Raw genomic sequence first — 22,331 nt, 5'->3', positions numbered from 1 at the left:
AAAGTCCTTATTTAATACCCTGCAAGCAAGCGCACAACGCGTGCCCCCATCCATACCATCCCTCGCCTACGGGAGCCGACCATGACCCTGAATCTGACCATCCCGCAGCAGAACCATTCTGACTTCACCCCACGCATCACGGTCATCGGGGTTGGCGGCGGTGGCACGAATGCCGTTGACAACATGATCAACATGCAGCTGCAGGGTGTGGAGTTCGTGGTTGCGAACACCGACGCGCAGCAGCTTTCCCACAGCCAGGCCGACCGGCGCATCCAGCTTGGCCCCCACCTGACGCAGGGACTGGGCGCGGGGGCGAAGCCTGAAATCGGACGCGCGGCGGCGGAAGAGGCATGCGACGAACTGTCGCGCCACCTGGATGGCGCGCACATGATCTTCATCACGGCGGGCATGGGCGGCGGCACGGGCACGGGGGCGGCCCCGGTCATCGCCCGCATGGCGCGTGAGCGTGGCATCCTGACGGTCGGCGTCGTGACAAAGCCCTTCACCTTCGAGGGGGGACGCCGCGCCCAGTCGGCCGAGGCGGGGATTGTCGAGCTCCAGCAGTTTGTCGATACGCTCATCGTCATTCCGAACCAGAACCTCTTCCGGCTTGCCAATGAACGGACCAGCTGGAAAGACGCGTTCAAGATGGCTGACAACGTCCTTTACATGGGCGTGCGTGGCGTGACCGACCTGATGATGGCCCCCGGGCTGGTCAACCTCGATTTCGCGGACATCCGCACGGTCATGGCGGAAATGGGCAAGGCCATGATGGGCACGGGCGAGGCCGAGGGCGAGAACCGCGCCATCGCCGCCGCCGAGGGGGCGATTTCCAACCCGCTGCTGGAAGATACCTCCATGGCGGGCGCGCGGGGCCTGCTGATCAACATCACCGGCGGCGAGGACCTGACCCTGTTCGAGGTGGACCAGGCCGCCAACCGCATCCGCGAGGAAGTGGCCGACGACGCCAACATCATCTTCGGTTCGGCGATCGATACCAACCTGAACGGACGCATCCGGGTTTCCGTCGTGGCGACGGGCATCGAAAGCGCGGTCGAACGCGCCACCGCCGCGGCAGCCGGGACCACCGCCACAGCGGCGCAGCCATCTCCTGCCCCGACGGCGGAAGCCGCGTCCCCCGCACCGCAGGCTGCTGCCGCCACCGCCGCGCCGGCGGCCGCGCCTGCCGCGTCGCAGGCGGCACCGGCATCGGCCCCACAGCCCACGCCAGTCCCGCATGTCCCGGCGGGCGCAACACCCCTTCGCCAGGCCGGCACGCCCCCTTCGGCGCCGTCGCCGCATGCCGTGCCGCCCCAGGTCGCGCAGGCGCAGCGTGGGTCGCCGCGTTCCTCCCTGTTTTCGGACGGTGGCAAGTCCGCGGAACCACAGCCGCAGCCCCAGCAGCCCCGCAGCCTGTTCGGGCTGGTGACCGGCGCGCTGCGACGCCATTCCGCCCCCCCGCAGCAGGCGGAACCGCAGGCCCCCGCGGCCGCGCCACAGCCGCGCGCGGAACCCTCCCTGCAGCAGCCGCAGGCGACGCGTCCCACCCCGAACCCGCAGCAGCAGGGTGGCACGGCGGAAGATAACGGGCTGGATATTCCCGCCTTCCTGCGTCGCGGTTCGCCCTAGGAAGGGACCACCCGGGAAAACGATGGGGCCACGGGCTGCGTTGCATAATGTAACGTATTGTCCGGCCTCGTTTTTTCATGTCCGCAGGTATGGTAACGGTTGGCAATAATCATTGACTGGTTAAACGGGACGCGACCGGCCTAGTATCTTCAGACCTGCCCTGTAGCCAACAGATTCACCTGTCTCGAGGGATGCGCATAATGGATGGCATGTCGATAGGTCCGCTTGAAATGACGGATTCGTGCCTTTCCGAGACGGTCTTACCCACCAGGAAGGGCGCTGCGGATCCGTGCCAGCATACATTGCGGCGCTCCATCTGCGGCATCGGTATCGGCCTTCATACCGGCCAGCGCATTTCCCTGTCGCTTTCCCCCGCCCCCGCAGATACCGGCATCATATTCCGTCGCACCGACCTTGACGGCTACATGATCCCCGCGACCTATGACCATGTCATCGATACGCGCCTCAGCACGGTCATCGGCGTCCCCGCGCAGGGGGCTGCGGTCCGCGTGGCAACCATCGAACACCTGATGGCGGCCCTGTCCGGATGCGGGATCGACAATGCCTATGTCGATCTCGACGGGCCGGAGGTACCGGTCTTTGACGGATCCGCGTCGGAATTCATGTTCCTTCTGGACTGCGCGGGACGCGCGCCGCAGACGGCGACGCGCCCGACGCTGGAAATCCTGCGCACGGTGCGGGTGGAGGATGGCGATGCCTTTGCCGAACTCCGCCCCCCCACGACGGACGGGCTGAACATCAGCATGTCGATCGAATTCGCGGCACAGGCCATCGGACGGCAGATTTTTTCAGCGCAGGTCAGCGCCTCCTCCTTCCGCCGGGATCTGGAAAACTGCCGCACCTTTACCCTGCGCCAGGAAATCGACGCCCTGCACGCGGCGGGCCTTGCACGCGGCGGGTCGCTGGAAAACGCGATCGTGGTCGACGATGACCGCATCCTCAATCCCACCGGGCTGCGGCGCCCGGATGAATTCGTGCGGCACAAGGTCGTGGACGTGATCGGTGACCTCTATCTCTGCGGCGCGATCATCCATGGTGATTTCCATGGGCACAAATCCGGCCATACCCTGAATAACCGCCTGTTGCGGACACTCATGGCCAATCCATCCGCATGGCGACTGCATGGTCATGCCCCGCGAAAGAGGCAGATTGGCCGCGCCGCCGCATGAAGCGCACGAAAACGCCCGGAGGCTCTTCACCCCGCTTGCGCACATGATATAAAACAGGCGCAACTGGAAGAGCCGGCATGTCACCACGCAGATCTCGATACTCCCTTCGTCTCCGCCGTCCGGGCGGCGTTGTCGCATGGCTGCTCATGGCACCTGCGATCAGTCTTCTGGTGGCGTGCAATGGCAACAGTGCCATTACGGAAAATGCCCCGCGCGTCGGATCTGCCGAAACCCTGTATAATCATGGCGTTGATGCGTTGCGCAGCAATCGCTACCTTCTGGCCACCATCCAGTTCGAGGTTCTGCAGCGCAACTACCCCTATTCCCAGTACACCGCCAACGCGCAGCTGATGGAAGGGTATGCGGACTATCTGCAGAGCAAATATCCCGAAGCCGTGCAGCAGCTTGACCGATTCCTTGAACTGCATCCCACCAGCACGGATGCCGCCTATGCCTTCTATCTGGAGGCACTGTGTTATTATGAACAGATCGCCGATGTGCAGCGCGACCAGCAGGGCACCGTCGAGGCGATGGATGCGCTGGAACAGGTCATCACCCGCTTTCCCCAGACCCCTTATGCCCGTGATGCGCAGCTGAAGATCGACCTGTGCCGCGACCATCTGGCGGGCAAGGAAATGCTGGTCGGCCGTTTCTATCAGGAACAGCGCAATTACCAGGCGGCGGTCAACCGTTACCAGCGCGTGGTGCAGGATTTCCAGACCACCAACCATGTGCCGGAGGCGCTGGAACGCCTTGTGGAGGTCTATCTGGACCTCGGCCTGCTGGAACAGGCGCGCAAGACCGGCGCGGTTCTGGCCTATAACTATCCCGACAGCAAATGGTATCGTGACGCCTATGATCATTTGCGTGACCACAACCTCATCAAGGGTATCTCCCCCCGCACCCACAAGCAGGGACGTAACGCCCTTTCGCGGGCATGGAATTCGATCTTCTAGGTCCTGCCCCTTTCGCCTGACCTGATCGGATTGCCCGCATGCTGACACATCTCTCGATTCGCGATGTCGTCCTGATCGAGAAGCTCGACCTGTCCTTCATCGCCGGCCTGACGGTCCTGACAGGGGAAACCGGGGCCGGGAAATCCATCCTGCTGGACAGCCTTGGGCTGGCGCTGGGTGAACGCGCCAGCGCGTCGCTGGTCCGTGCCGGGGCGGATCAGGCCAGCGTCAGCGCGAGCTTCGACATCGCGGCCGACCATCCCCTGCACGAACTGCTTGCGGAACAGGGAATCGTCATCGACGAACCCCACGAACCCATCCTGCTGCGTCGCATCGTGACGGTGGACGGGCGTTCGCGCGCCTACATCAATGACCAGCCGGTCGGCGTAACCCTGCTGCGCCGGGCGGCGTCCCTGCTGGTGGAAATACAGGGACAGCACGAACAGATGGGACTGGCGGACCAGGGCACGCACCTTGACCTGCTCGACGCGTTTGGCGTGCCGGCCACGCTGCGCGCCCAGACCGCCAGCGCCTATCGCGCGTGGATCGAGGCCACGGCGGAACTTGCCGCCGCGCGCGCGGAAATGGAAAGCGCGGCGCGGGAAGAGGACTGGCTGCGCCAGGCGGTGGAGGACCTGTCCACCCTTGCCCCGCAGGAAGACGAGGAGACGCAGCTTGCCGGGCTGCGCCAGTCCCTCCAGCAGGGCGAGCGCCGGGCGGAGGCGATTGCCGCCGCCCTGAGCGACCTGTCGCCGCGCGAACGCCGGGGCGTCAATCCCGCCTCCGCCCTGCGCAACGCCAGCCGCGCGCTGCAACGCCTTCTGCCCGCGCCGACCGATTTCAACCCCGCCGCCATCGGAGCGGAGGAACAGGCCGCGGCACAGGAGGCGCTGAACGCGCTGGAACGCGCGGAAGAGGCCCTGGCCGAAGCGGAAAGCCTGCTGTCGCGCCTCGCCTCCGACGCGCAGGCCGATCCCCGCCTGCTGGAACAGACCGAGGAACGGCTGTTCGCCCTGCGTGCCGAAGCCCGCAAGCATGGGGTTTCCGTGCCGGAACTGCCGGGACTGCTGAAGGTCTTTACCGAACGGCTCAGCGCCCTTGATTCCGGCAATGCCCGGATCGAGGTTCTGGAACAGGCCGTGGCACGGACCCGTGAAAAGTTCGAGGACACCGCCCAGAAGCTGACGGCCGCGCGCGAAAAGGCGGCCCGCAGGCTGGAGACGGCGGTGATGGCGGAACTGCGGCCGCTGCGGCTGGAACGCGCGCGCTTCATCGTCGAGCTGGTCCCACTGCCGCCGGAGGCATGGAACCTGCGCGGCAAGGAGCAGGCCTCCTTCCTGATCGCCGCCAATCCGGGCCAGCCACCCGGTCCGCTGGCCAAGGTCGCCTCGGGCGGGGAACTGTCGCGGCTGATGCTGGCGCTGAAGGTCGTGCTGGCGGGACGTTCGGCGATCCCCACCCTTGTTTTCGACGAGGTCGATTCAGGCGTCGGGGGGGCGACGGCATCCGCCATTGGCGAACGCCTGTATATGGTCGGGCGCGACGTGCAGGTACTGGTTGTCACCCACAGCCCGCAGGTCGCGGCACGGGGGGATGCGCACCTGCGCATCAGCAAGAAGGTCACACGTGACCGGACGGAAACCCATGCCGCCCCGCTCGACAGCGCGGCACGGCTTGAGGAAATCGCCCGCATGCTGTCTGGCGACACGATCACGCCCGCGGCGCGTGCCGCCGCCGCCAGCCTTGTGAAAGGTGAATAGGAATGCCCGACACCACCGAGGACCTTGCCCGGACCTGTCAGGATATCCTTGACCGGGCGCAGGCAGGCGGCGAACTGTCCCGCGAGGATGCGAAACGGGAGCTGGCGCTGCTGGCGGACGTGATCGCGCGGCTGGATCACGCCTATCACCATGATGACGCGCCCGTGGTGACGGACGCGGTGTATGACGCGCTGCGTCGGCGCAACCTTGAACTGGAAGGCGCCCATCCCGGACTGCGCCGCAAGGACAGTCCCGAAAGCCGGGTGGGCGCCCCCGCCGCCGGGGCTTTCAGCCGCCATCGCCACCTGACGCCGATGCTGTCGCTGGACAATGTTTTCAGCCGCGAGGAATTCGAGGGCTTCATAAGCCGCGCCGTCCGCTTCCTCGGCCTGAGCGAGGAGCAGGCCAGCGGGCTGGATTTCGTGGCCGAACCCAAGATTGACGGGCTGTCGATCAGCCTGACCTATGAAAAGGGCGCGTTCGTGCGCGGCACGACCCGTGGCGACGGGACCGAAGGCGAAGACGTCACCGCGAACCTGCGCACGTTGCGCGACCTGCCGCAGCAGTTACAGGGCCCGGCCCCCGACCTGCTGGAAATCCGGGGCGAGGTCTTCCTTGCAAAGTCGGATTTCCTTGCCCTCAATGCGGCACAGGTCGCGGCGGGACAGAAACCCTTTGCCAACCCGCGCAATGCGGCGGCGGGTTCGCTGCGCCAGCTTGACCCCGCCATCACCCGCCAGCGTCCGCTGTCGCTGTTCGCCTATGCGATGGGATATTCCAGCAGCCCCGTGGCGGAGACGCATCTGGAGTATCTGCAACAGCTCAGGTCATGGGGGTTCAGCGTCAGCCCGCTCTGCACACTGGTCACCAGCGTGGCGGAGGCCGAAGCGTTCATGGAACGGATCGCGCGCATCCGCTCCGGCCTCGATTACGATATCGACGGGGTGGTGTACAAGATCAACGAACGCACGCTGCAGGACCGCCTTGGCTTCGCCGGACGCGCGCCGCGCTGGGCCGTGGCGTGGAAATTCGCGGCCGAACAGGCGATCACGCGCCTGACGAAAATCGAGATACAGGTGGGCCGCACCGGCGCGCTGACCCCGGTCGCGATACTGGAGCCGGTGAATGTGGGGGGGGTGATCGTAACCCGCGCCAGCCTGCATAACGAGGATGAAATCGCCCGCAAGGACGTGCAGGAAGGCGACCTTGTGCGCATCCAGCGCGCAGGCGACGTGATCCCGCAGGTCCTTGACGTCGTGCTGCCGCGCGATCATCCGCCGCATCCCTTTGTCTTTCCGCACGAATGCCCGGTCTGCCACGCCCGCGCCGAACGGCCGGAGGGCGAGGTCGTCTGGCGCTGTTCCGGCGGCCTGACCTGTCCGGCGCAGCTGGTGGAGCGGCTGATCCATTTCGTATCGCGCGATGCCTTTGACATCGAGGGACTGGGCGATCGCACGATTGCCGAATTCCATGCGGACGGGCTGCTGTCCACGCCGGCCGACATCTTCCGCCTGCCCCGGGCCGAGGACGCCATCGCCAGCCGTCCCGGCTGGGGCGTGCTTTCGGCGCGCAACCTGATGAACGCGATCGAGGCACGGCGGACGATTTCCCTGTCTCGCTTCATCTATGCGCTGGGCATACGGCGGATCGGGATCAATACGGCGCGTCTGCTGGCGCGTCATTACGGGTCGTATGAAAACTGGTCGCGCCAGATGCTGCGCGCCACCACGGTGGGGTCCGACGAACGGCTGGAACTGGGCAGCATCACGGGAATCGGCAGCGCCATTGCCGATGAACTGGCGGCCTTCTTTTCCGAGGCGCACAACCGCCAGACGCTGGCGGACCTGACGCAGGTGCTGCACGCCATCACGGATGAGGAGATGCTGGCGCAGGGGGAACTGTCAGGAAAGGTCATTGTCTTTACCGGCACGCTAAAGACAATGAGCCGCCCCGAAGCCCGCGCGATTGCCGAACGCATGGGCGCGCGCGTGTCGGACAGTGTTTCGCGCAGGACCGATATCGTGGTCCTGGGTGAAAAGGCCGGGTCAAAGGCGCGCAAGGCGGAGGAGCTGGACCTGCAGACGGTGGACGAGGCGGGATGGCGCAGGCTGGCCGGCCTGCCGGAAAATCCGTGATGCCCTTCCCCACCATCGGTCATCGCGACGCGCTGCTGATCATCGATGTGCAGAATGATTTCCTGCCGGGCGGCGCGCTGGCGGTGGAAGATGGCGCGCGGATCATCCCGATGATCAACCGCCTGCAGTCCCTGCCCTTTGGCCGTGTCGTAGCGACACAGGACTGGCACCCGCGCGATCATGTCTCGTTCACCACCACGGCGGAAAAGGACGACGGCGGGGACCGGTGGCCGCCGCACTGCATCGCCGCGACATGGGGCGCGGCCTTTGCCGATACGCTGGAACAGGCGCATATCGGGCTGATCGTGCGCAAGGGGATGAGCCCCGGCATCGACAGTTATTCCGCGTTCCGCGACAACGATGGCGGGAATGAAACCGGCCTGTCGCAATGGCTGTCGGCCTGTGGCGTGGGGCGTGTCTTCATCTGCGGGATTGCGCTGGAATACTGCGTGCGGGCGAGTGCCCATGACGCGTGGCGGGACGGGTTTGAAACTTTTGTACTCGACGCCGCCTGCGCCGCAATCAATGATGACAGGCGCGGCATCCATCACGACCTGCGCGCCGCCGGGATCACCATCATGGACGCGCGGACACTTCTGAAAGACTAACCAAAATAACACACTGAAATTAAAAGAAGTTTTTGGTGAAGCTTTTTGCAAAAAGCTTCGAAAGGCGACACCCGAAAACTTTTGTCATTTTTAAACGGTCCCTGAAGGAAAACAGCACTTCATAACAGTTGCGATACGGCGTTACCGTGGGGGGCGACGCCATCATGACCGGGGGGAACGGAACAGCATGCATGTTACAGGGTCGCGGGGGCGGCTACTGACATCACGGCGCTCCATGCTCGGGCTGGCGGGCGTGGCAGCGGGAAGTTCGCTGCTGCCCCGGGCGGGACGGGCGGACGCAGCGTCCACCATCATGCCGCGACGGCCAATCGCGCCGACGGACGCGCTGATCGCATTCGGCCATACCGGCCCGATTACCGATGGCGGGTGGAGCATGGTGCATGATCGCGGGGTACAGGCCGTGCGCCGCGCCTTTCCGGGGATTCGCACCGTCTATGTCGAAAGCGTCCCCTACTCCGCCGATGCGACGCGCATCTTTCGCCAGTTCGTGGCGGAAGGGGCGAACATGGTTTTCGCCACCTCCGAATACGGTGATTTCATCAAGGATGTCTCGGACCGCGCGCCCGACGTGGCCTTCATGGAATGCGATGGCACGACGCTGACGCCCAACCTTGGCTGGTATTATGTCAGCCACTGGTATGCCAGCTATATCATCGGCATCGCGGCGGGGCTGATGTCGAAAACGGGCAGGCTGGGCTTTATCGGCGCGTTTCCGATTCCCTCCGTCTATGCCAGCGCGAATGCGACCCTGCTGGGGGCGCAGTCGGTCAATCCGGCCATGACGCTGCAGGGCATCACCATCAACGCGTGGTTCGACCCCCAGGCCGCGACGCAGGCGGCCACCGCGCTGGTGGATAATGGCTGCGACTTCCTGTGCGGGATCATGGATGAACCGGCCTACCTGCGGGTCGCCGTGGCGCGGGGCGTCAGGGCCGCGATGTGGAATACCGGCATGCTGAAATACGGGCCGGAAGCCTATGTCAGTTCCGTCGTGCTGGATTTCAACGATTTCTACGTCGCGCAGGTGCGCGCGCTTCTGGACGGGACATGGCGCCCCTCCGCCGCTTTCCTGACGCTGGGGCACGGCGTGGATCGCGATGCGTGGGGGCCCGGCGTGCCGGAAGAAGTCGCGCGGCAGGCGGATGACATGCGCGACCGCATGCTGGCGGGCTACAACCCGTTCCGTGGCCCGATCCATGACAATCATGGACAGCTGCGCGTTGCGGCGGGCGTGACGCTGGATGATGCGGCGATCTATCACTGTGACTGGGCCGTGGCGGGGGTATCGGGCCTTGGCTGACGCCCCCGACCGCCCCCCCGTCGCGCCGGGCACCCCGCCGATCCTGCAACTGCGCGGGATCGGAAAATTCTTTCCCGGCGTCATTGCCAACAAGGACGTGGACCTGGAGGTCTGGCCCGGCGAAATCCATGCCCTGCTGGGCGAGAACGGGGCGGGAAAATCCACCCTGATGAACGTCGTGACCGGCATCTATCAGCCTGAGGAGGGGGAAATCATCCTCGATGGCTATGGACGCTCCTTTGCCTCCCCGCAAGAGGCGATACGCGCGGGGATCGGCATGGTGCACCAGCATTTCAAGCTGGTGCAGGCGTTCAGCGTGGCGGAGAACATCCATCTGGGCTGGGACGAGGCGCCGCGCCGTATCTCCGCCCGCGTGATGGAGGAACGCACCCGCGCCATTTCCGAACGCTTCGGCTTTCCCGTGCGTCCTGACGCGCGGGTGGCCGACCTGTCTGCGGGGGAGCAGCAGCGGGTGGAAATCCTGCGCGTGCTGTCGCGCCGGGCGCGCCTGCTGATCATGGACGAACCCACCGCGGTCCTGACGCCCGAGGAAACGCGCGAACTGTTCCGCGCCCTGCGTGCCTTTCGCGCGCAGGGGAACGCTGTCATCATCATCAGCCACAAGCTGGACGAGGTGATGGAAATCTCCGACCGGGTCAGCATCCTGCGCCACGGACGGCGGATCGCCACGTTCGACACCGGCGACTGCACGCCCTCCATGCTGGCGACAACCATGGTGGGGCGTGAAATCGTGCGCCGGAACATGCGCGCCCGCCCGCCCGGCGCGCAGCCTGTCAGCGCAACACCCGTCATGGGGCTGCGCAACGTGACCATGCTGGATGCGCGCGGGGTGGAGAGCCTGCGTGATGTGTCGCTGGATCTGTATGGTGGCGAAATCCTCGGGATCGCGGGGGTCGCGGGCAACGGGCAGCGGGAACTGACGCAGGTCCTGACGGGACTGGCGGCCCCGGCCACGGGGCAGGTGCTGCTGGATGGCGCGGTCATGGCACGCCCGGACCCGGCGGCATTCGCGCGCGCGGGCGTGGGGCATGTCCCCGAAGACCGCCTGCGCAGTGCGCTTGCCCCCTCCCTTTCCATCACCGACAACATGGCGCTGCGCGAATACGCCATCCCCCCGGTCGGCCGGCACGGGCTGTATGACAGCAGGGCCGCCGACATGCTGGCGCGCGACATCGCGCGGGTCGCAACCGTCGACATTCCCGATTTCGCCATGCCGGTGCGCAACCTGTCGGGCGGCAACCAGCAGCGCCTGGTCGCACGACGCGAAATCCGCATCGCGCACCAGGTGCTGATCGCGGCCTATCCGGCGCGCGGGCTGGATATCGGGGCGATCGCCACCATGCTGGGATATCTGACGGAATTGCGCGATCAGGGGGTGGCGGTGGTCTTCATTTCCGAGGATCTGGAGGATCTGCTCAACGTTTCCGACCGGATCGGGGTGATGTTCCATGGTCGCCTCATGGCCGTGGTCGATGCGGCGGATACGGATATGGAGACGATCGGCCTGCTGATGGGCGGACGCGATGGTGCCCCCATGTCCGCGCGGGGGGAGCGGTAATGTCCAGACAGGCGGCTTTCCAGCGCATGCCCAGCGTCCCGGCCCGCCGCATCCTGATCTGGCGGGCCGGTGCGATCGTCTGCGCCCTGGCGGTTACGGCGGCCATCCTCGCGCTGTCGGGATACAGCCCGCCTGACCTCGCGCTGCTGGTCGCGCGTTCCACCGTGGGGTCGCGTTTCGGGATGGAGGACCTCGCCCTTTTCATGTCGCCACTGCTGCTGACCGGGGCGGCCGTGACCGTCTGCAACCGGATCGGGCTGTGGAATATCGGGGCGGAGGGACAGTTCTATGCCGGGGCGATCGGGGCGGCGGCCATCGGGCTGTTCGTCTCTGCCCCCGCCTTTGTCCTGCTGCCCCTGATGGCGGTGGCCGGGATCGTGGCGGGCATGGGCTGGATCGCCATTCCCACGCTGGCGCGTGCCTATGCCGGGGTGAACGAAATCATCACCACCCTCCTGCTGAACTTCGTGGCCTCCCTCCTGACCTATTACCTGACAACGGGGCCGTGGCGCGATCGCGTGACGGGCGCGCAGGTTTCCAGCGCGCGCCTGCCGGTTTCCATTCCCGAAATATGGGGGATCGTGCACTGGGGATTCCCGATCGGGCTGCTTATCGTCGCGGCGCTGGCGGCGGTGATGGCGCATACGCGATGGGGCTATGAAATCCGGATCGGGGGGGCCAACCCCGATGCCGCCCGTTACGCCGGGATACCGGTGCGCGCGCGCATCATCGTCGTCATGCTGCTGTCGGGCGGACTGGCGGGGCTGGCGGGGATGTTCGAACTGGCGGGAACGGTGCATCGCCTGCAGGGCGGGATGGCCAACAATTTCGGCTACCTCGGGATCGTGGTCGCGGTGCTGGCGCGGGGATCCTGCCTGGATGTCATTCCGGCGGCCCTGCTGATGGCGTTCATCCTTGATGCCGGCATCGTGCTGCAGACCCAGCAGCTGACGGCATCGGTGGTGCTGGCGATCACGGGGCTGATGCTGTTCATGATCGCCATCGCTGACGAACTGGCCCATTACCGGCCCGTCGCCCGCATGAAAAAGGAAACCGCGCCATGATCGCCCTGCTGAGCGGAATGTTCGCCACGGCCCTGCTGGCGGGCGGCGTGCTGGCGCTGGCGGCGCTGGGCGAGGTCATGGCCGAGCGTACCGGCGTCACCAACCTCGGGGTCGAGGGACTGATGGCGCTGGGCGCCGTCGTCGCGATCATGACGGTCGCGAACGTTCCCAACCCATGGGCCGGGCTGCTGGCGGCCTTTGCTGTCGGGGCGCTGGGCGGGATGGTGTTCGCCCTTGGCGCGGTCATCATGCGCGCCAGTCAGGTCCTGTGCGGGCTGGCGGTCACATTCATGGGGCTGGGCCTGTCAACGGCGCTGGGCCACAGTTACGCGGGGCAGCCCTCCCCCGTCGTGTTCGGGCATGTGCATGTGCCGCTGCTGTCCTCCATTCCCGTGATCGGACCCGGCCTGTTCGGACAGAACATCCTTATCATCCCCATCTATGTCGTGCTGCCGCTGCTGGTGCATTTCGTCATGTTCCGCACCCGTCACGGGCTGAACATGCGCGCGGTCGGTGAAAACCCGGCGGCGGCGGACGCGGCGGGCATTCCGGTCATGGCCATGCGCTTTGGCTATGTCACGCTGGGCGGTGCCATGGCCGGCATGGCGGGGGGATACCTGACGCTGACCTACGTTCCCGTCTGGTCCGAGGGGATGATCGCCGGACGCGGCTGGATCGCGCTGGCGCTGGTGATCTTCGCCGGATACAGGCCCGTCATGGTGACATGCGCGGCACTGCTGTTCGGGCTGGTGACCACGCTGGCCTTTGTCGGGCAGGCGCGTAACTGGCCGATTGATCCGGCCTTTTTGAACATGCTGCCGTATCTGGGAACGATGGCCTGCATCATCGTGCCCGTGCTTGTGTGGCGCCGCATGCGCCGCGTCATGGCTGCGCCTGCCGCGCTGGCGCAACCCTATTACCGCGATGTCCGCTGACGCCTACGCCACGCGATCAGGGGGCCGGCGTTCCCCGATGCAGCAGGTCGGTTGAAATGGCGCGCGCGTAGCCAGCCGAATCAAGCGTGTCGGGAAAACGGCCCAGCAGCTTCATCTCATCCACGTACTGCGCCAGCTGGACACGGAAATCATGCCCGGTGGGACAGATGCCCAGGACCTCGTGACGCATCATGGCGATGATCGCGTCCGGCCCCATCCCCTCGATATGCCCCGCCAGCAGGCTGGCGGTTTCCGGAACATGAGTCTTGAGCCATCTGGCCGCGTCCTGCAGGGCCACGACAAGTGCCGCCGCCGCCGCGGGATCCTGATCCAGCATGTCCCGCGCCACGCCGAGTGCAAGGTTCGTCCGCTGCGCATAAAGGCCATTCACGCTGTTGACCAGTTCCACCACCCCCAGCGACGGATCATTCAGCAGCCGCCACGCCAGCGGGTCATGCACCGCCAGCGCATCGACATCCCCCGCCCGGATCGCCCCGGCCATGTCCTGTGGCGCAAGCACCTGCCATTGCGGCCCCGTGTCGGGATTCATGCCCTTGCGTCGCAGGACGACGGAAAAGAACAGGCGATCGGCCATGTCGGGATTGGTAATGGCGATGCGGCGGCCAACCATGTCCTCCACCCGGCTGAGCTTCAGGCGACGGCGCACCAGAAGGCGGAACGTGCCCGCCTGCAATCCCATGACCAGTCGCGCCTGCACCTCCCCTTCGTGCAGCCTGTCCAGCCATGACAGCACGGGGGCCACGGCCACACGGCTTCGCCCGGCCTGTAGGTCGCCAATCGCGTCACGCCCCGTCACGCCACCGCCCGTCAGCCTGACATCAAGCAGGTACCGCGCGAAGAACCCCTGCTGCTGCGCCACATTGAACAGGATGGAGGTCGGAGCGGATGGCCATGACAGGTCGATCTGGTGGGGCTGCCCATCCAGGACCTCCCCCGCGGACAGGGCGCCGGCACGATGCCGCCGGTCGCGCCAGCCCCACAGGCCGGCCCCCGCGAGTGCTGCGACACCCCCCAGCCCGACCACGAGCCGACGACGCGGGATTACCGCCATGACAGCACTGGCACGCCCATATGATCCGCTCCTCCGTCATGATTTAATGCCACATCTACAGGACGTTATGACACAGGACGCCGATTTTGGGCATCCGGTAAAAAAAGTCGAGAAAGGGGGTTTACGATCCCCGGTCACTGTGGCTATAAGCTGCTCACGCTGTTCCCGAATAGCTCAGTTGGTAGAGCAAGCGACTGTTAATCGCTGGGTCGTAGGTTCGAGTCCTACTTCGGGAGCCACATTTCCTTAAAATTAGTGATACAGCTGCGGCAACAGGATTCCCCAAATCCGTCTCCAGAGCCGTCCCTGTTGCCTGCGGCGATGTTCAGGCGGGATGTGCTTGCCTGTCTTCCTTCCGCCATGGCGCCGCCCCTGCCCGCTCCCGCATGCGGATCGGTAGCCGCTGAAACCGGACAGGACAGCGCGATCGGCGTTTCCCGACACATTCCCGATATCCGTGCGCACACATGCCTGTTCCGTTGGCATACAAAGTGTAAAAATCGTATGATAGGTTCCCTGCGGACCGGCAGGGACAGGCCCATTCCCACGCTGATTCCGAAACGGACCGCGAACTGCCATGCCTGTGCGCCATATGTGATTCATCCCCACACGCCTTCCTGATTCACCCTGCCGATTGATGGAAAGTTATGGAATGACAGACACCCCGAAGTCGCACGGACAGAAAAAGAAGAAATCTCAAAAAACGCGTGTCTGGGGAGGAAGCTTCCTTTCCACTGCTCACCAGCCGCACCATGGCGACAGAAATAAAGAACAGAAATAAAGAAATGGGGGTCGGCTGCTGGCGGTGGCGTGATGGGACCGGCCTGAAAAGCCCCTCCGCGCGCGCCTGCCGAAGCTGATGAACAATGATGTCGAGGGATTCCTGAAATCCTTTGAAAACAAAGCGGACCGAGACCGTTTCGACAGGCTTTTCATTCCTGCATGACCATTCAGGACCGCGCCTGTCAGGTATGCTTTGTGAACATGTAACCTCTCAGTGCCATGCAGCGTTATCTACCCAGCGCGACAGGAACGATAAGTCAGGGTCATGTCCGATAAAAAAGCCATTCCAGACGGTATCCCCTTTCCCGCGGGCAACAATATCCCTTTTGCCCTGTGGGTCAGGACATCGCTGCGCCAGAAGTTTGCGGACGTCGTGGCAGAACCGGTCCCGGCGGAACTTCTCGATATCCTTTTTTCCGATGTTGCAACAAATGGGAATGGGATGGCCCCGGCCCGGAACGCTACACCCACGCAGGAACCCGCGAGGGAGGATGCGACCATCGCGCCGGGTTCCGGGGATCAGAAAATCACGATAAATGCCGGGTAATAAACGGGCCGCGCTTCCGCGCCATGGCCCTGTTCCTGCAGGCCACGTGGCGTTGCGGCCTTTCATGGCGAACATTACACTAAATTAAAGTTTCCAGGCCTGGTAAATACCGGAACGTTCCTTGAACGATCCGTCCGGATACTGCAGTTTTCAGTATCCGACGGTCCATTTTTGCCATTGTTTCGAAGGGCGCGTAACATGGGCCTTCAGACGAAGTGGCCGAAAGCCACGTTACCCCTCCGGTTCGACCATGTTCGCCATGTGTGATCGAGAAGCAGGAACACCTGATGCCTTCCCCCCGACTGGTTCCGACCCGCGTCCTGATGGCCGCAGCCCTGATTTCCCTGCCCGTATGTTCCGCCATGGCAGGCCCCGGCGATTTCACTGAACTGTTCGATACCGGTACGGCCCTGCCCGCGCGCCATGTGGCGGGACTGGACACGACGATCACGAATGGCCCCGACCGCGCGGAAGCCCTGACCGCGCATGCCGGCAGTGGTTTTACCGGCCTGCATGCCCTGCGCTATGACGTCGAACATCCGGACGGACGGACGCGCTCCGTCATCCTGCGCCCGGTGCATCTGCCGATCGGCGCGGACGCACGGCTGTCTTACATGGTGTTTCCCGTGGCCGATCCGGCGTCGCTGACGGATCCGGCGACCTTTGTCTCGCTGGATCTGGTTTTTGCCGATGGCACCACCCTGTCCGGGCGTGGGGCCCGCGACTGGCAGGGGATCTCCCTTTCGCCGCTGGCGCAGGGGAAGGGAAACGCGCTGTATCCGAACCAGTGGAACCGGGTTTTCGTTGATATCGGACGACTGGCCGCAGGCAGGACCGTGACGGCCATCGTCCTGCGTACCGCGCCGCAGGCCGGAACGGCGCCGTGCCATGGCTATGTGGATGATATCCGCATCGACGCGGCATCGGGGGACAATGCTGCCGCGGACCCGGCGGATCTGGTGGATACGCGGCGCGGCACAAACGCCAATGGCCATTTTTCCCGTGGCAACAACTTTCCCGCCGTGGCGATGCCGCACGGTTTCAATTTCTGGACGCCGGTCACCAATGCCGGATCCAAATGGCTGTATCAGTACCAGGAACGCAACGGGCCGGATAACCGCCCCCGGATCGAGGCCTTTTCCCTCAGCCACGAACCCAGTCCGTGGATGGGCGACCGCCAGACCTTCCAGATCATGCCCGCGCTGGCTGGCGCTGTCGTGCTGGACCGGGAAAAACGCGCCCTTGGGTTTGTCCATGAGGATGAAGTCGCGCGCCCTTACTGGTACAGGGTAAATCTGGATCACGGCATCACGGGCGAAATGACGCCCACCAGCCATGCCGCGATGATGCGTTTCACCTTTCCCGCGACGCGCGGGCAACTGGTGTTCGACAACCTGAAGGATCAGGGCGGGATCAGACTGCATCCCGACCGGCGGTCGCTGGACGCGTACTCGGATGTGGCAAGCGACCTGTCCACCGGGGCAACACGCATGTACATCCATGTCGAATTCGACCGGCCGGTCATCGCCTCGGGCCGGATAAAGGGGCAGGGCCGCGACCATGTCGCCGCATGGATGCGCTTTGACACCGGGACCGACCGGCGGGTCAACCTGCGGATCGCGACATCGCTCATCAGCGCGGAACAGGCGCGGCGCAACATGCGGCTGGAACTGTCGGACGCCGATACGTTCGAAAGCGTGCACGAACGCGCGCGCGTGACGTGGGACGACCTGCTGCGCCGTGTTTCCCTTCCCGATGCGCCGGTTCATGATCGCGCCGTCCTTTATGGCAATCTTTACAGGCTGTTCCTGTATCCGAACGAACTGGCGGAAAATGTGGGCACGGCCGCGCGACCGGATTACCGCTATGCCAGCCCGTTTTCCCCCCGCCGCCATGCCGATGGCCCCCGCAGGACCGGTGCTCCGGTCCATGCGGGACAGCCCTATGTCAATAATGGTTTCTGGGACACGTACCGGGCCGCGTGGCCTGCCTATGTCCTGCTGACGCCCGATGACGCGGGACGCATGATCGACGGGTTTGTCCAGCAATATCGGGAAGCGGGCTGGATCGCGCGATGGAGTTCGCCCGGCTATGCCGATCTGATGACGGGCACCAGCGCCGATATCGCCTTTGCCGATGCGTGGCTGAAGGGCGTGCGGAATTTCGACGTGCATGCCTTTTATCAGGCCGCCCTGAAGGACGGAACGGTTGTCCCCGATCAGGCGGGCGTGGGACGCAAGGCGCTGGGGCGCACGATTTTTCGCGGCTATACCGATACCGCGACGGAAGAGGGCCTGTCATGGTCATCGGCGGCCAACCTGAACGATTTCGGCATCGGGGCGCTGGCCCGGGCCATGGCGGACCAGTCCCCCCGGGGCGATACGCACGGCGCGCAATATGCGACGGATGCGCGTTATTTCCTGAACAGGTCACGCAATTACCTGAACCTGTTTGACCGCGATACCGGTTTCTTCGTGGGACGCAATCCCGATGGACACTGGCGCACGGATGCCGCCCATTTCGATCCCATCGCATGGGGCGGCGATTATACCGAGACGAATGCATGGAACATGGCGTTCGATCCCGTGCATGACGGGGCGGGCCTCGCGGCGCTGTACGGCGGGCGGGCGGGACTGGCGCGCAAGCTGGATGAACTGTTCAGAACGCCCGGGGCATATCATGTCGGCGCGTATGGCGGCGTGATTCACGAAATGCGCGAACTGCATGACGTGCGCATGGGCCAGTATGGCCATGGCAACCAGCCCGCGCACCATATCCTTTACATGTACGACGTCGCCGGCCAGCCGTGGAAGGCGCAGGATCACCTGCGCGAGGCCATGGACCGGCTTTATGAAGGAACGGAAATCGGCCAGGGCTATCCCGGCGATGAAGACAATGGCGAGATGTCGGCATGGTGGCTGTTCAGCGCCGCCGGGTTCTATCCCCTGCAGATGGGAACGGCAACCTACGCCATCGGCGCGCCGCATTTCTCCCGCATGGTCCTCGCGCTGGGGGGCGGCCGCAGCCTGACCATCCTTGCCCCCGGCGTCAGCGATCAGAACCGTTATATCCAGTCTGTCCGCCTTAATGGCCATCCCATCGACCGGACATGGATCAGCCATGCCGACATCATGGCGGGTGGTGTGCTGGAATTCACCATGGGTCCACGTCCGTCGCGATGGGGAACGGCGGTTTCGGCCGCGCCCCCTTCCCTCACGCCTTATGAGGGCACGGCTCCCGCCCCCCTGCGCGATGCGACCGACATGCCGGGCGTGGACAATGGGACCGCCCCGGCCGCCCTGTCCGACAATGATTCCGACACTGACGCCATGATCCCGGCGCAGGGAATCACGACGCGCCTGCCGGAACCGCATCGGGTCATGCTCTATACCCTGACCTCCGCCAAGGTCGCGAAGGCGGATCCCGCCGCGTGGCGTGTCGAGGGATCGGCTGATGGCACGCATTGGGACGTTGTGGACCGCCGGGGCGGGGAATCCTTTGCATGGCGGCAGCAGACGCGCGTTTTCGCCATTACCCGTCCCGGCAACTATCGCGCCTACCGGCTTGTCCCGGAAAAGGGCCGGACGCGTCTGGCGGAAATCGAATGGCTGGCAGAAGGCCTGCCTCAGACCCTGCCCTGATACCACGAACGCCCCGCGATCCCCGCCCAAACCTGCGTCATCCGCCCGGCGTCATCTGTCCGGGCGGATGACGCTGGCATATGGCGCCGGCATATGGCTCTGGCAAAACAGGGCCGCGCGGCCGGGAAAGAATGGAAATCATGGTCCTGCAACTCCTGTCATGACAAAACGTTGAACAGGCGGGCCGGACATTGCCCGACACCCGATCACTGGCGGCGACCATTGCCGGGCGCCGCCCATCGTGGCCACATGTTCCCGCCCGGGCAGGATGGATGGCATCCGTGAGGGTGATTATGAAACGTTTTTCATCATGCAGCCATGTTTGACATATTAACGCCATATTCATAACAAAACTTACGAACGGAATATCAGGGCTTTATCCTGCACGGGCCAGATCGAAAAAACGCTTATGTGATAGTGAATTTATCGAACCTGCCCAGACCGGACGCCCTTTATTTTCCTGAACCGGAACGCAACTCCGAGGCCGGGCGTCAGCGGCATGCATGCCCCGCCACTTGGGACAAGGGAATAGTCGAGATGTCCGCCACTGCTCCGCATCGGTTACGGAAGTTACCGCAGGAAACCGCGAATGTTGGTGTCGTCATCGTCGACGAGGATAACGCCATCCTTGTTTTCAATGATGTTGCCGAACGCATGTCCGGACATGAACGCGATACCGTTGTGGGACAACACAGCAGGACCGTCCTGCCCCCCGAAATCCATTGTCCCCTTCCAGGATCAGGGGAAAATGCAACCTCTGCGTTGCGGATGGGACTGCACCGGCTGGAGGTCACGCGACGCGACGGAACACGTTTCAGCGCGGAGCTGGAGGTTTCCTCCCTGACCGCTGGCGGCCGCCGGATGCATGTCGTGACCCTGCGCGACGTCTCCCCGGCGGAAGGACAGGTCCTGAACAGCGAAATCTGCGCCACGATCGTGCATGAAACCGACCGTGGCATTGTCGTCCTGGATGCCGAAAGCCGGATCACCCATGTCAATCCGGCTTTCGGCATCCTGTCGGGCTATTCGGAAGATGAAGTCGCGGGCAACGATTTTTCCATCCTGTTTTCCGGCCACGGACGCGACATCCGCACGCTGCAGCAGTTCCGCGAGCAGGTCGCCGAAGGCCGCAGCTTCGAACTCGACATCCAGGCGCGTCGCCGCGATGGCGACAACATATGGCTGCGCGCGGCGGTGACGCCGGTTCATGACGAACATGGCTGCCTGGAACAGGTTGTCATCATCCTCAGCGATGTCAGCCGCGACCGCGACCTGCGCTATCTCCAGCAGGACGTGGTCGAGGCGCTGGCGAGTGGCCTGTCGCTGCGTGAAATCATGGATTTCATCTGCCGCAGGATCGAACGCATCGTCCCGGATGTGCAGGCTCTGGTCATGATGACGGAAGATGCGCAGATCATGCACCCCCTGGGTCGGGCGTCCCTCCCCCGGGCAGTGGTGGAAGAGTATGACGGAGCACGGATCGGCCCCGCCGCCGGATCATGCGGGACCGCGATTTACCGGCGCGAGGAAGTCATCGTGCCAGACATCGCGAAATCCCCCCTGTGGCAGGGGCTGGGCGCGGTTCCGCTGGAATATGGACTGCGGGCCTGCTGGGCGCGTCCCATCGTCCTGCGTGATGGCCGGGTGGCGGGGGCCTTCACCCTCTTTTCACGCGAACCGGGCTATCCCAGCACATGGTGCCGCCGCGTCGTCGGGGCCTGCGTGCATCTGTGCATGCTGGCCATCATTCAGGAACAGGCGCGTCGGTCCATCGACCATCTGGCGCATTACGACGACCTGACCGGCCTGCCCAACCGCACATGGCTGCGTGAGTATCTGGAGCAGCCACGCCCCCGACCGACGGCGCGCGCTCATGGTCCTCAACCTGGACCGGTTCCAGAAGATCAAGGAAGCGCTGGGCCACGCGGCGGGCGATACGCTGCTGATGGATGTGGCGCGACGCCTGCGCGGCGCGCTGGCGCCCGACGACATCGCGACCCGGACGGATGGCGATGAATTCGTGATCGTGACCGAAGACACGCCCGAACAGGCAGCCATCCTGGCCGAACGCCTGCTGCAACGGCTGGATGAGCCTGTCATGATCGAACAGGTGGAAATCCGGCCCAATGCCAGCATCGGCATCGGCGTCAATGATGCCACCACCCCGGACGAGGATATGAAGGCGACCCTGAAGCACGCCTATTCCGCCCTGCTGCAGGCCAAGGAGGCAGGACGCAACTGCTATCGTTTCTTCAGCCCGGAAATGAACCGCGCGGCGGACGACCGCATCATGCTGGCGGCCGCGCTGCGTCGCGCCATTGCCGATAACCGGCTGAGCCTCGTCTACCAGCCACAGATCACGACCGACAGCGGATGCCTGCATGGGGTGGAGGCGCTGGCACGCTGGAATGATCCGGAACTGGGCTTCATCTCGCCGGGGCGCTTCATCCCGCTGGCCGAGGAAACCGGACAGATCGAGGCGCTGGGCGAATGGTCGCTCCGCACGGCGTGCGAGCAGATGACGTCATGGATGGCGCAGGGCATCAACGTGCCGATCGTATCGGTCAACCTGTCCGCCATCCATTTCCGCGACCGCGGTCTGCCGGACACCATCGCGCGTATCCTCAAGGACACCGGCATGCCGCCCGAACGGCTGATGATCGAGTTGACCGAAAGCACGATGATCGAGAATTTTGAACAGACGGTCGAAATTGTCACCGCGATCCGCGCGCTGGGCTGCGGGGTGTCGATGGACGATTTCGGCACCGGCTTTTCCAGCCTTTCCAACCTTGCCAGCCTTCCCGTCAGCGAGGTCAAGATCGATCAGAGCTTCATGAAGGGCTTTGAGGAGGCATCCGGCAAGATCTATTCCGTCGTGCGCGCCATCGTGCGGATCGGGCAGAGTCTGGGCATGAACGTCGTGGCCGAGGGGGTGGAAACCCAGACGCAGTACAAACTGCTGAAGGACATGCAGTGCGATGTCATTCAGGGGTATCTGTTCTCGCGCCCCCTGCCCCCGGCGGAACTGGCGCAGTGGTGCCATCTCCAGAAGACTTCCAGATCGGAAACGCCCGTGCATGCCTGAAGGGATGGGGTGGCATGATCGACGTG

The 22,331-nt window shown here is 64.5% G+C and carries 13 protein-coding genes, 1 tRNA gene and 1 pseudogene; 14 read left to right on the top strand and 1 reads right to left on the bottom strand.

Going from position 1 to position 22,331, the window contains the following annotated elements:
• Positions 1-81 precede the first annotated feature (81 nt).
• The 10 genes from ftsZ to CFR71_RS01730 all read left to right on the top strand — a co-directional run bounded on the left by ftsZ (position 82) and on the right by CFR71_RS01730 (position 13,177).
• Complete coding sequence (gene ftsZ, locus CFR71_RS01775) at positions 82-1,629, top strand: cell division protein FtsZ (protein WP_110526234.1); 1,548 nt, start codon at positions 82-84, stop codon at positions 1,627-1,629.
• A 200-nt stretch (positions 1,630-1,829) separates the two neighbouring features.
• Positions 1,830-2,819, top strand: coding sequence for a UDP-3-O-acyl-N-acetylglucosamine deacetylase (gene lpxC / locus CFR71_RS01770; RefSeq protein ID WP_110526623.1), 990 nt, complete (start codon positions 1,830-1,832; stop codon positions 2,817-2,819).
• Positions 2,820-2,965: 146 nt separating this feature from the next.
• Complete coding sequence (locus tag CFR71_RS01765; RefSeq protein WP_239019380.1) at positions 2,966-3,775, top strand: outer membrane protein assembly factor BamD; 810 nt, start codon at positions 2,966-2,968, stop codon at positions 3,773-3,775.
• 38 nt (positions 3,776-3,813) lie between these two features.
• Positions 3,814-5,535 (top strand): DNA repair protein RecN, encoded by a 1,722-nt coding sequence (recN, locus tag CFR71_RS01760; RefSeq protein WP_110526227.1) that lies wholly within the window; start codon positions 3,814-3,816, stop codon positions 5,533-5,535.
• Between the two features lie 2 nt (positions 5,536-5,537).
• On the top strand, positions 5,538-7,670 hold the full coding sequence (gene ligA, locus CFR71_RS01755; RefSeq protein WP_110526224.1) for an NAD-dependent DNA ligase LigA: 2,133 nt from the start codon (positions 5,538-5,540) through the stop codon (positions 7,668-7,670).
• Positions 7,670-8,278, top strand: coding sequence for a nicotinamidase (locus CFR71_RS01750; protein ID WP_110526221.1), 609 nt, complete (start codon positions 7,670-7,672; stop codon positions 8,276-8,278). Before ligA ends, CFR71_RS01750 begins: the two co-directional genes overlap by 1 nt.
• A gap of 187 nt (positions 8,279-8,465) precedes the next feature.
• Positions 8,466-9,599, top strand: coding sequence for a BMP family ABC transporter substrate-binding protein (locus tag CFR71_RS01745; RefSeq protein ID WP_110526217.1), 1,134 nt, complete (start codon positions 8,466-8,468; stop codon positions 9,597-9,599).
• Complete coding sequence (locus CFR71_RS01740; protein WP_239020219.1) at positions 9,592-11,178, top strand: ABC transporter ATP-binding protein; 1,587 nt, start codon at positions 9,592-9,594, stop codon at positions 11,176-11,178. Before CFR71_RS01745 ends, CFR71_RS01740 begins: the two co-directional genes overlap by 8 nt.
• Positions 11,178-12,242: an ABC transporter permease gene (locus tag CFR71_RS01735; RefSeq protein WP_110526214.1), complete on the top strand. Its 1,065-nt coding sequence runs from the start codon at positions 11,178-11,180 to the stop codon at positions 12,240-12,242. The genes CFR71_RS01740 and CFR71_RS01735 overlap by 1 nt, the downstream gene beginning before the upstream one ends.
• Positions 12,239-13,177 (top strand): ABC transporter permease, encoded by a 939-nt coding sequence (locus CFR71_RS01730; protein ID WP_110526211.1) that lies wholly within the window; start codon positions 12,239-12,241, stop codon positions 13,175-13,177. Before CFR71_RS01735 ends, CFR71_RS01730 begins: the two co-directional genes overlap by 4 nt.
• A 16-nt stretch (positions 13,178-13,193) precedes the next feature.
• Here CFR71_RS01730 and CFR71_RS01725 read toward each other — a convergent pair whose 3' ends face one another.
• Positions 13,194-14,249, bottom strand: a complete 1,056-nt coding sequence (locus tag CFR71_RS01725; RefSeq protein ID WP_110526208.1) for an ABC transporter substrate-binding protein — start codon at positions 14,247-14,249, stop codon at positions 13,194-13,196.
• 163 nt (positions 14,250-14,412) lie between these two features.
• Between CFR71_RS01725 and CFR71_RS01720 the strand changes: the two genes are divergently transcribed.
• The 4 genes and pseudogenes from CFR71_RS01720 (at position 14,413) to CFR71_RS01695 (ending at position 22,305) form a co-directional block, all read left to right on the top strand.
• Positions 14,413-14,488 (top strand) — tRNA-Asn (locus CFR71_RS01720).
• 1,378 nt (positions 14,489-15,866) lie between these two features.
• The gene (locus CFR71_RS01705; RefSeq protein WP_110526618.1) at positions 15,867-19,220 is read left to right on the top strand and encodes a GH92 family glycosyl hydrolase; all 3,354 of its coding nucleotides are present in this window, start codon (positions 15,867-15,869) and stop codon (positions 19,218-19,220) included.
• A gap of 537 nt (positions 19,221-19,757) precedes the next feature.
• Positions 19,758-20,930, top strand: a pseudogene (locus CFR71_RS16785) (PAS domain S-box protein); the annotation flags it as partial.
• Positions 20,931-21,093: 163 nt separating this feature from the next.
• Positions 21,094-22,305 (top strand): putative bifunctional diguanylate cyclase/phosphodiesterase, encoded by a 1,212-nt coding sequence (locus CFR71_RS01695; RefSeq protein ID WP_110526195.1) that lies wholly within the window; start codon positions 21,094-21,096, stop codon positions 22,303-22,305.
• The last annotated feature ends 26 nt before the right edge of the window (positions 22,306-22,331 follow it).

This window comes from Novacetimonas pomaceti, from assembly GCF_003207955.1.
Classification (GTDB): domain Bacteria; phylum Pseudomonadota; class Alphaproteobacteria; order Acetobacterales; family Acetobacteraceae; genus Novacetimonas; species Novacetimonas pomaceti.
This window is presented reverse-complemented; position numbering and strand designations above follow the sequence as displayed.

Bases quoted from the DNA above. Each gene is read 5' to 3' on its own strand.
- recN (WP_110526227.1), top strand. From the start codon at position 3,814: ATGCTGACACATCTCTCGATTCGCGATGTCGTCCTGATCGAGAAGCTC.
- CFR71_RS01750 (WP_110526221.1), top strand. From the start codon at position 7,670: ATGCCCTTCCCCACCATCGGTCATCGCGACGCGCTGCTGATCATCGAT.
- CFR71_RS01745 (WP_110526217.1), top strand. From the start codon at position 8,466: ATGCATGTTACAGGGTCGCGGGGGCGGCTACTGACATCACGGCGCTCC.
- CFR71_RS01735 (WP_110526214.1), top strand. From the start codon at position 11,178: ATGTCCAGACAGGCGGCTTTCCAGCGCATGCCCAGCGTCCCGGCCCGC.
- CFR71_RS01765 (WP_239019380.1), top strand. From the start codon at position 2,966: ATGGCACCTGCGATCAGTCTTCTGGTGGCGTGCAATGGCAACAGTGCC.
- CFR71_RS01730 (WP_110526211.1), top strand. From the start codon at position 12,239: ATGATCGCCCTGCTGAGCGGAATGTTCGCCACGGCCCTGCTGGCGGGC.
- lpxC (WP_110526623.1), top strand. From the start codon at position 1,830: ATGGATGGCATGTCGATAGGTCCGCTTGAAATGACGGATTCGTGCCTT.
- ftsZ (WP_110526234.1), top strand. From the start codon at position 82: ATGACCCTGAATCTGACCATCCCGCAGCAGAACCATTCTGACTTCACC.
- ligA (WP_110526224.1), top strand. From the start codon at position 5,538: ATGCCCGACACCACCGAGGACCTTGCCCGGACCTGTCAGGATATCCTT.
- CFR71_RS01695 (WP_110526195.1), top strand. From the start codon at position 21,094: ATGGTCCTCAACCTGGACCGGTTCCAGAAGATCAAGGAAGCGCTGGGC.
- CFR71_RS01705 (WP_110526618.1), top strand. From the start codon at position 15,867: ATGCCTTCCCCCCGACTGGTTCCGACCCGCGTCCTGATGGCCGCAGCC.
- CFR71_RS01725 (WP_110526208.1), bottom strand. From the start codon at position 14,249: ATGGCGGTAATCCCGCGTCGTCGGCTCGTGGTCGGGCTGGGGGGTGTC.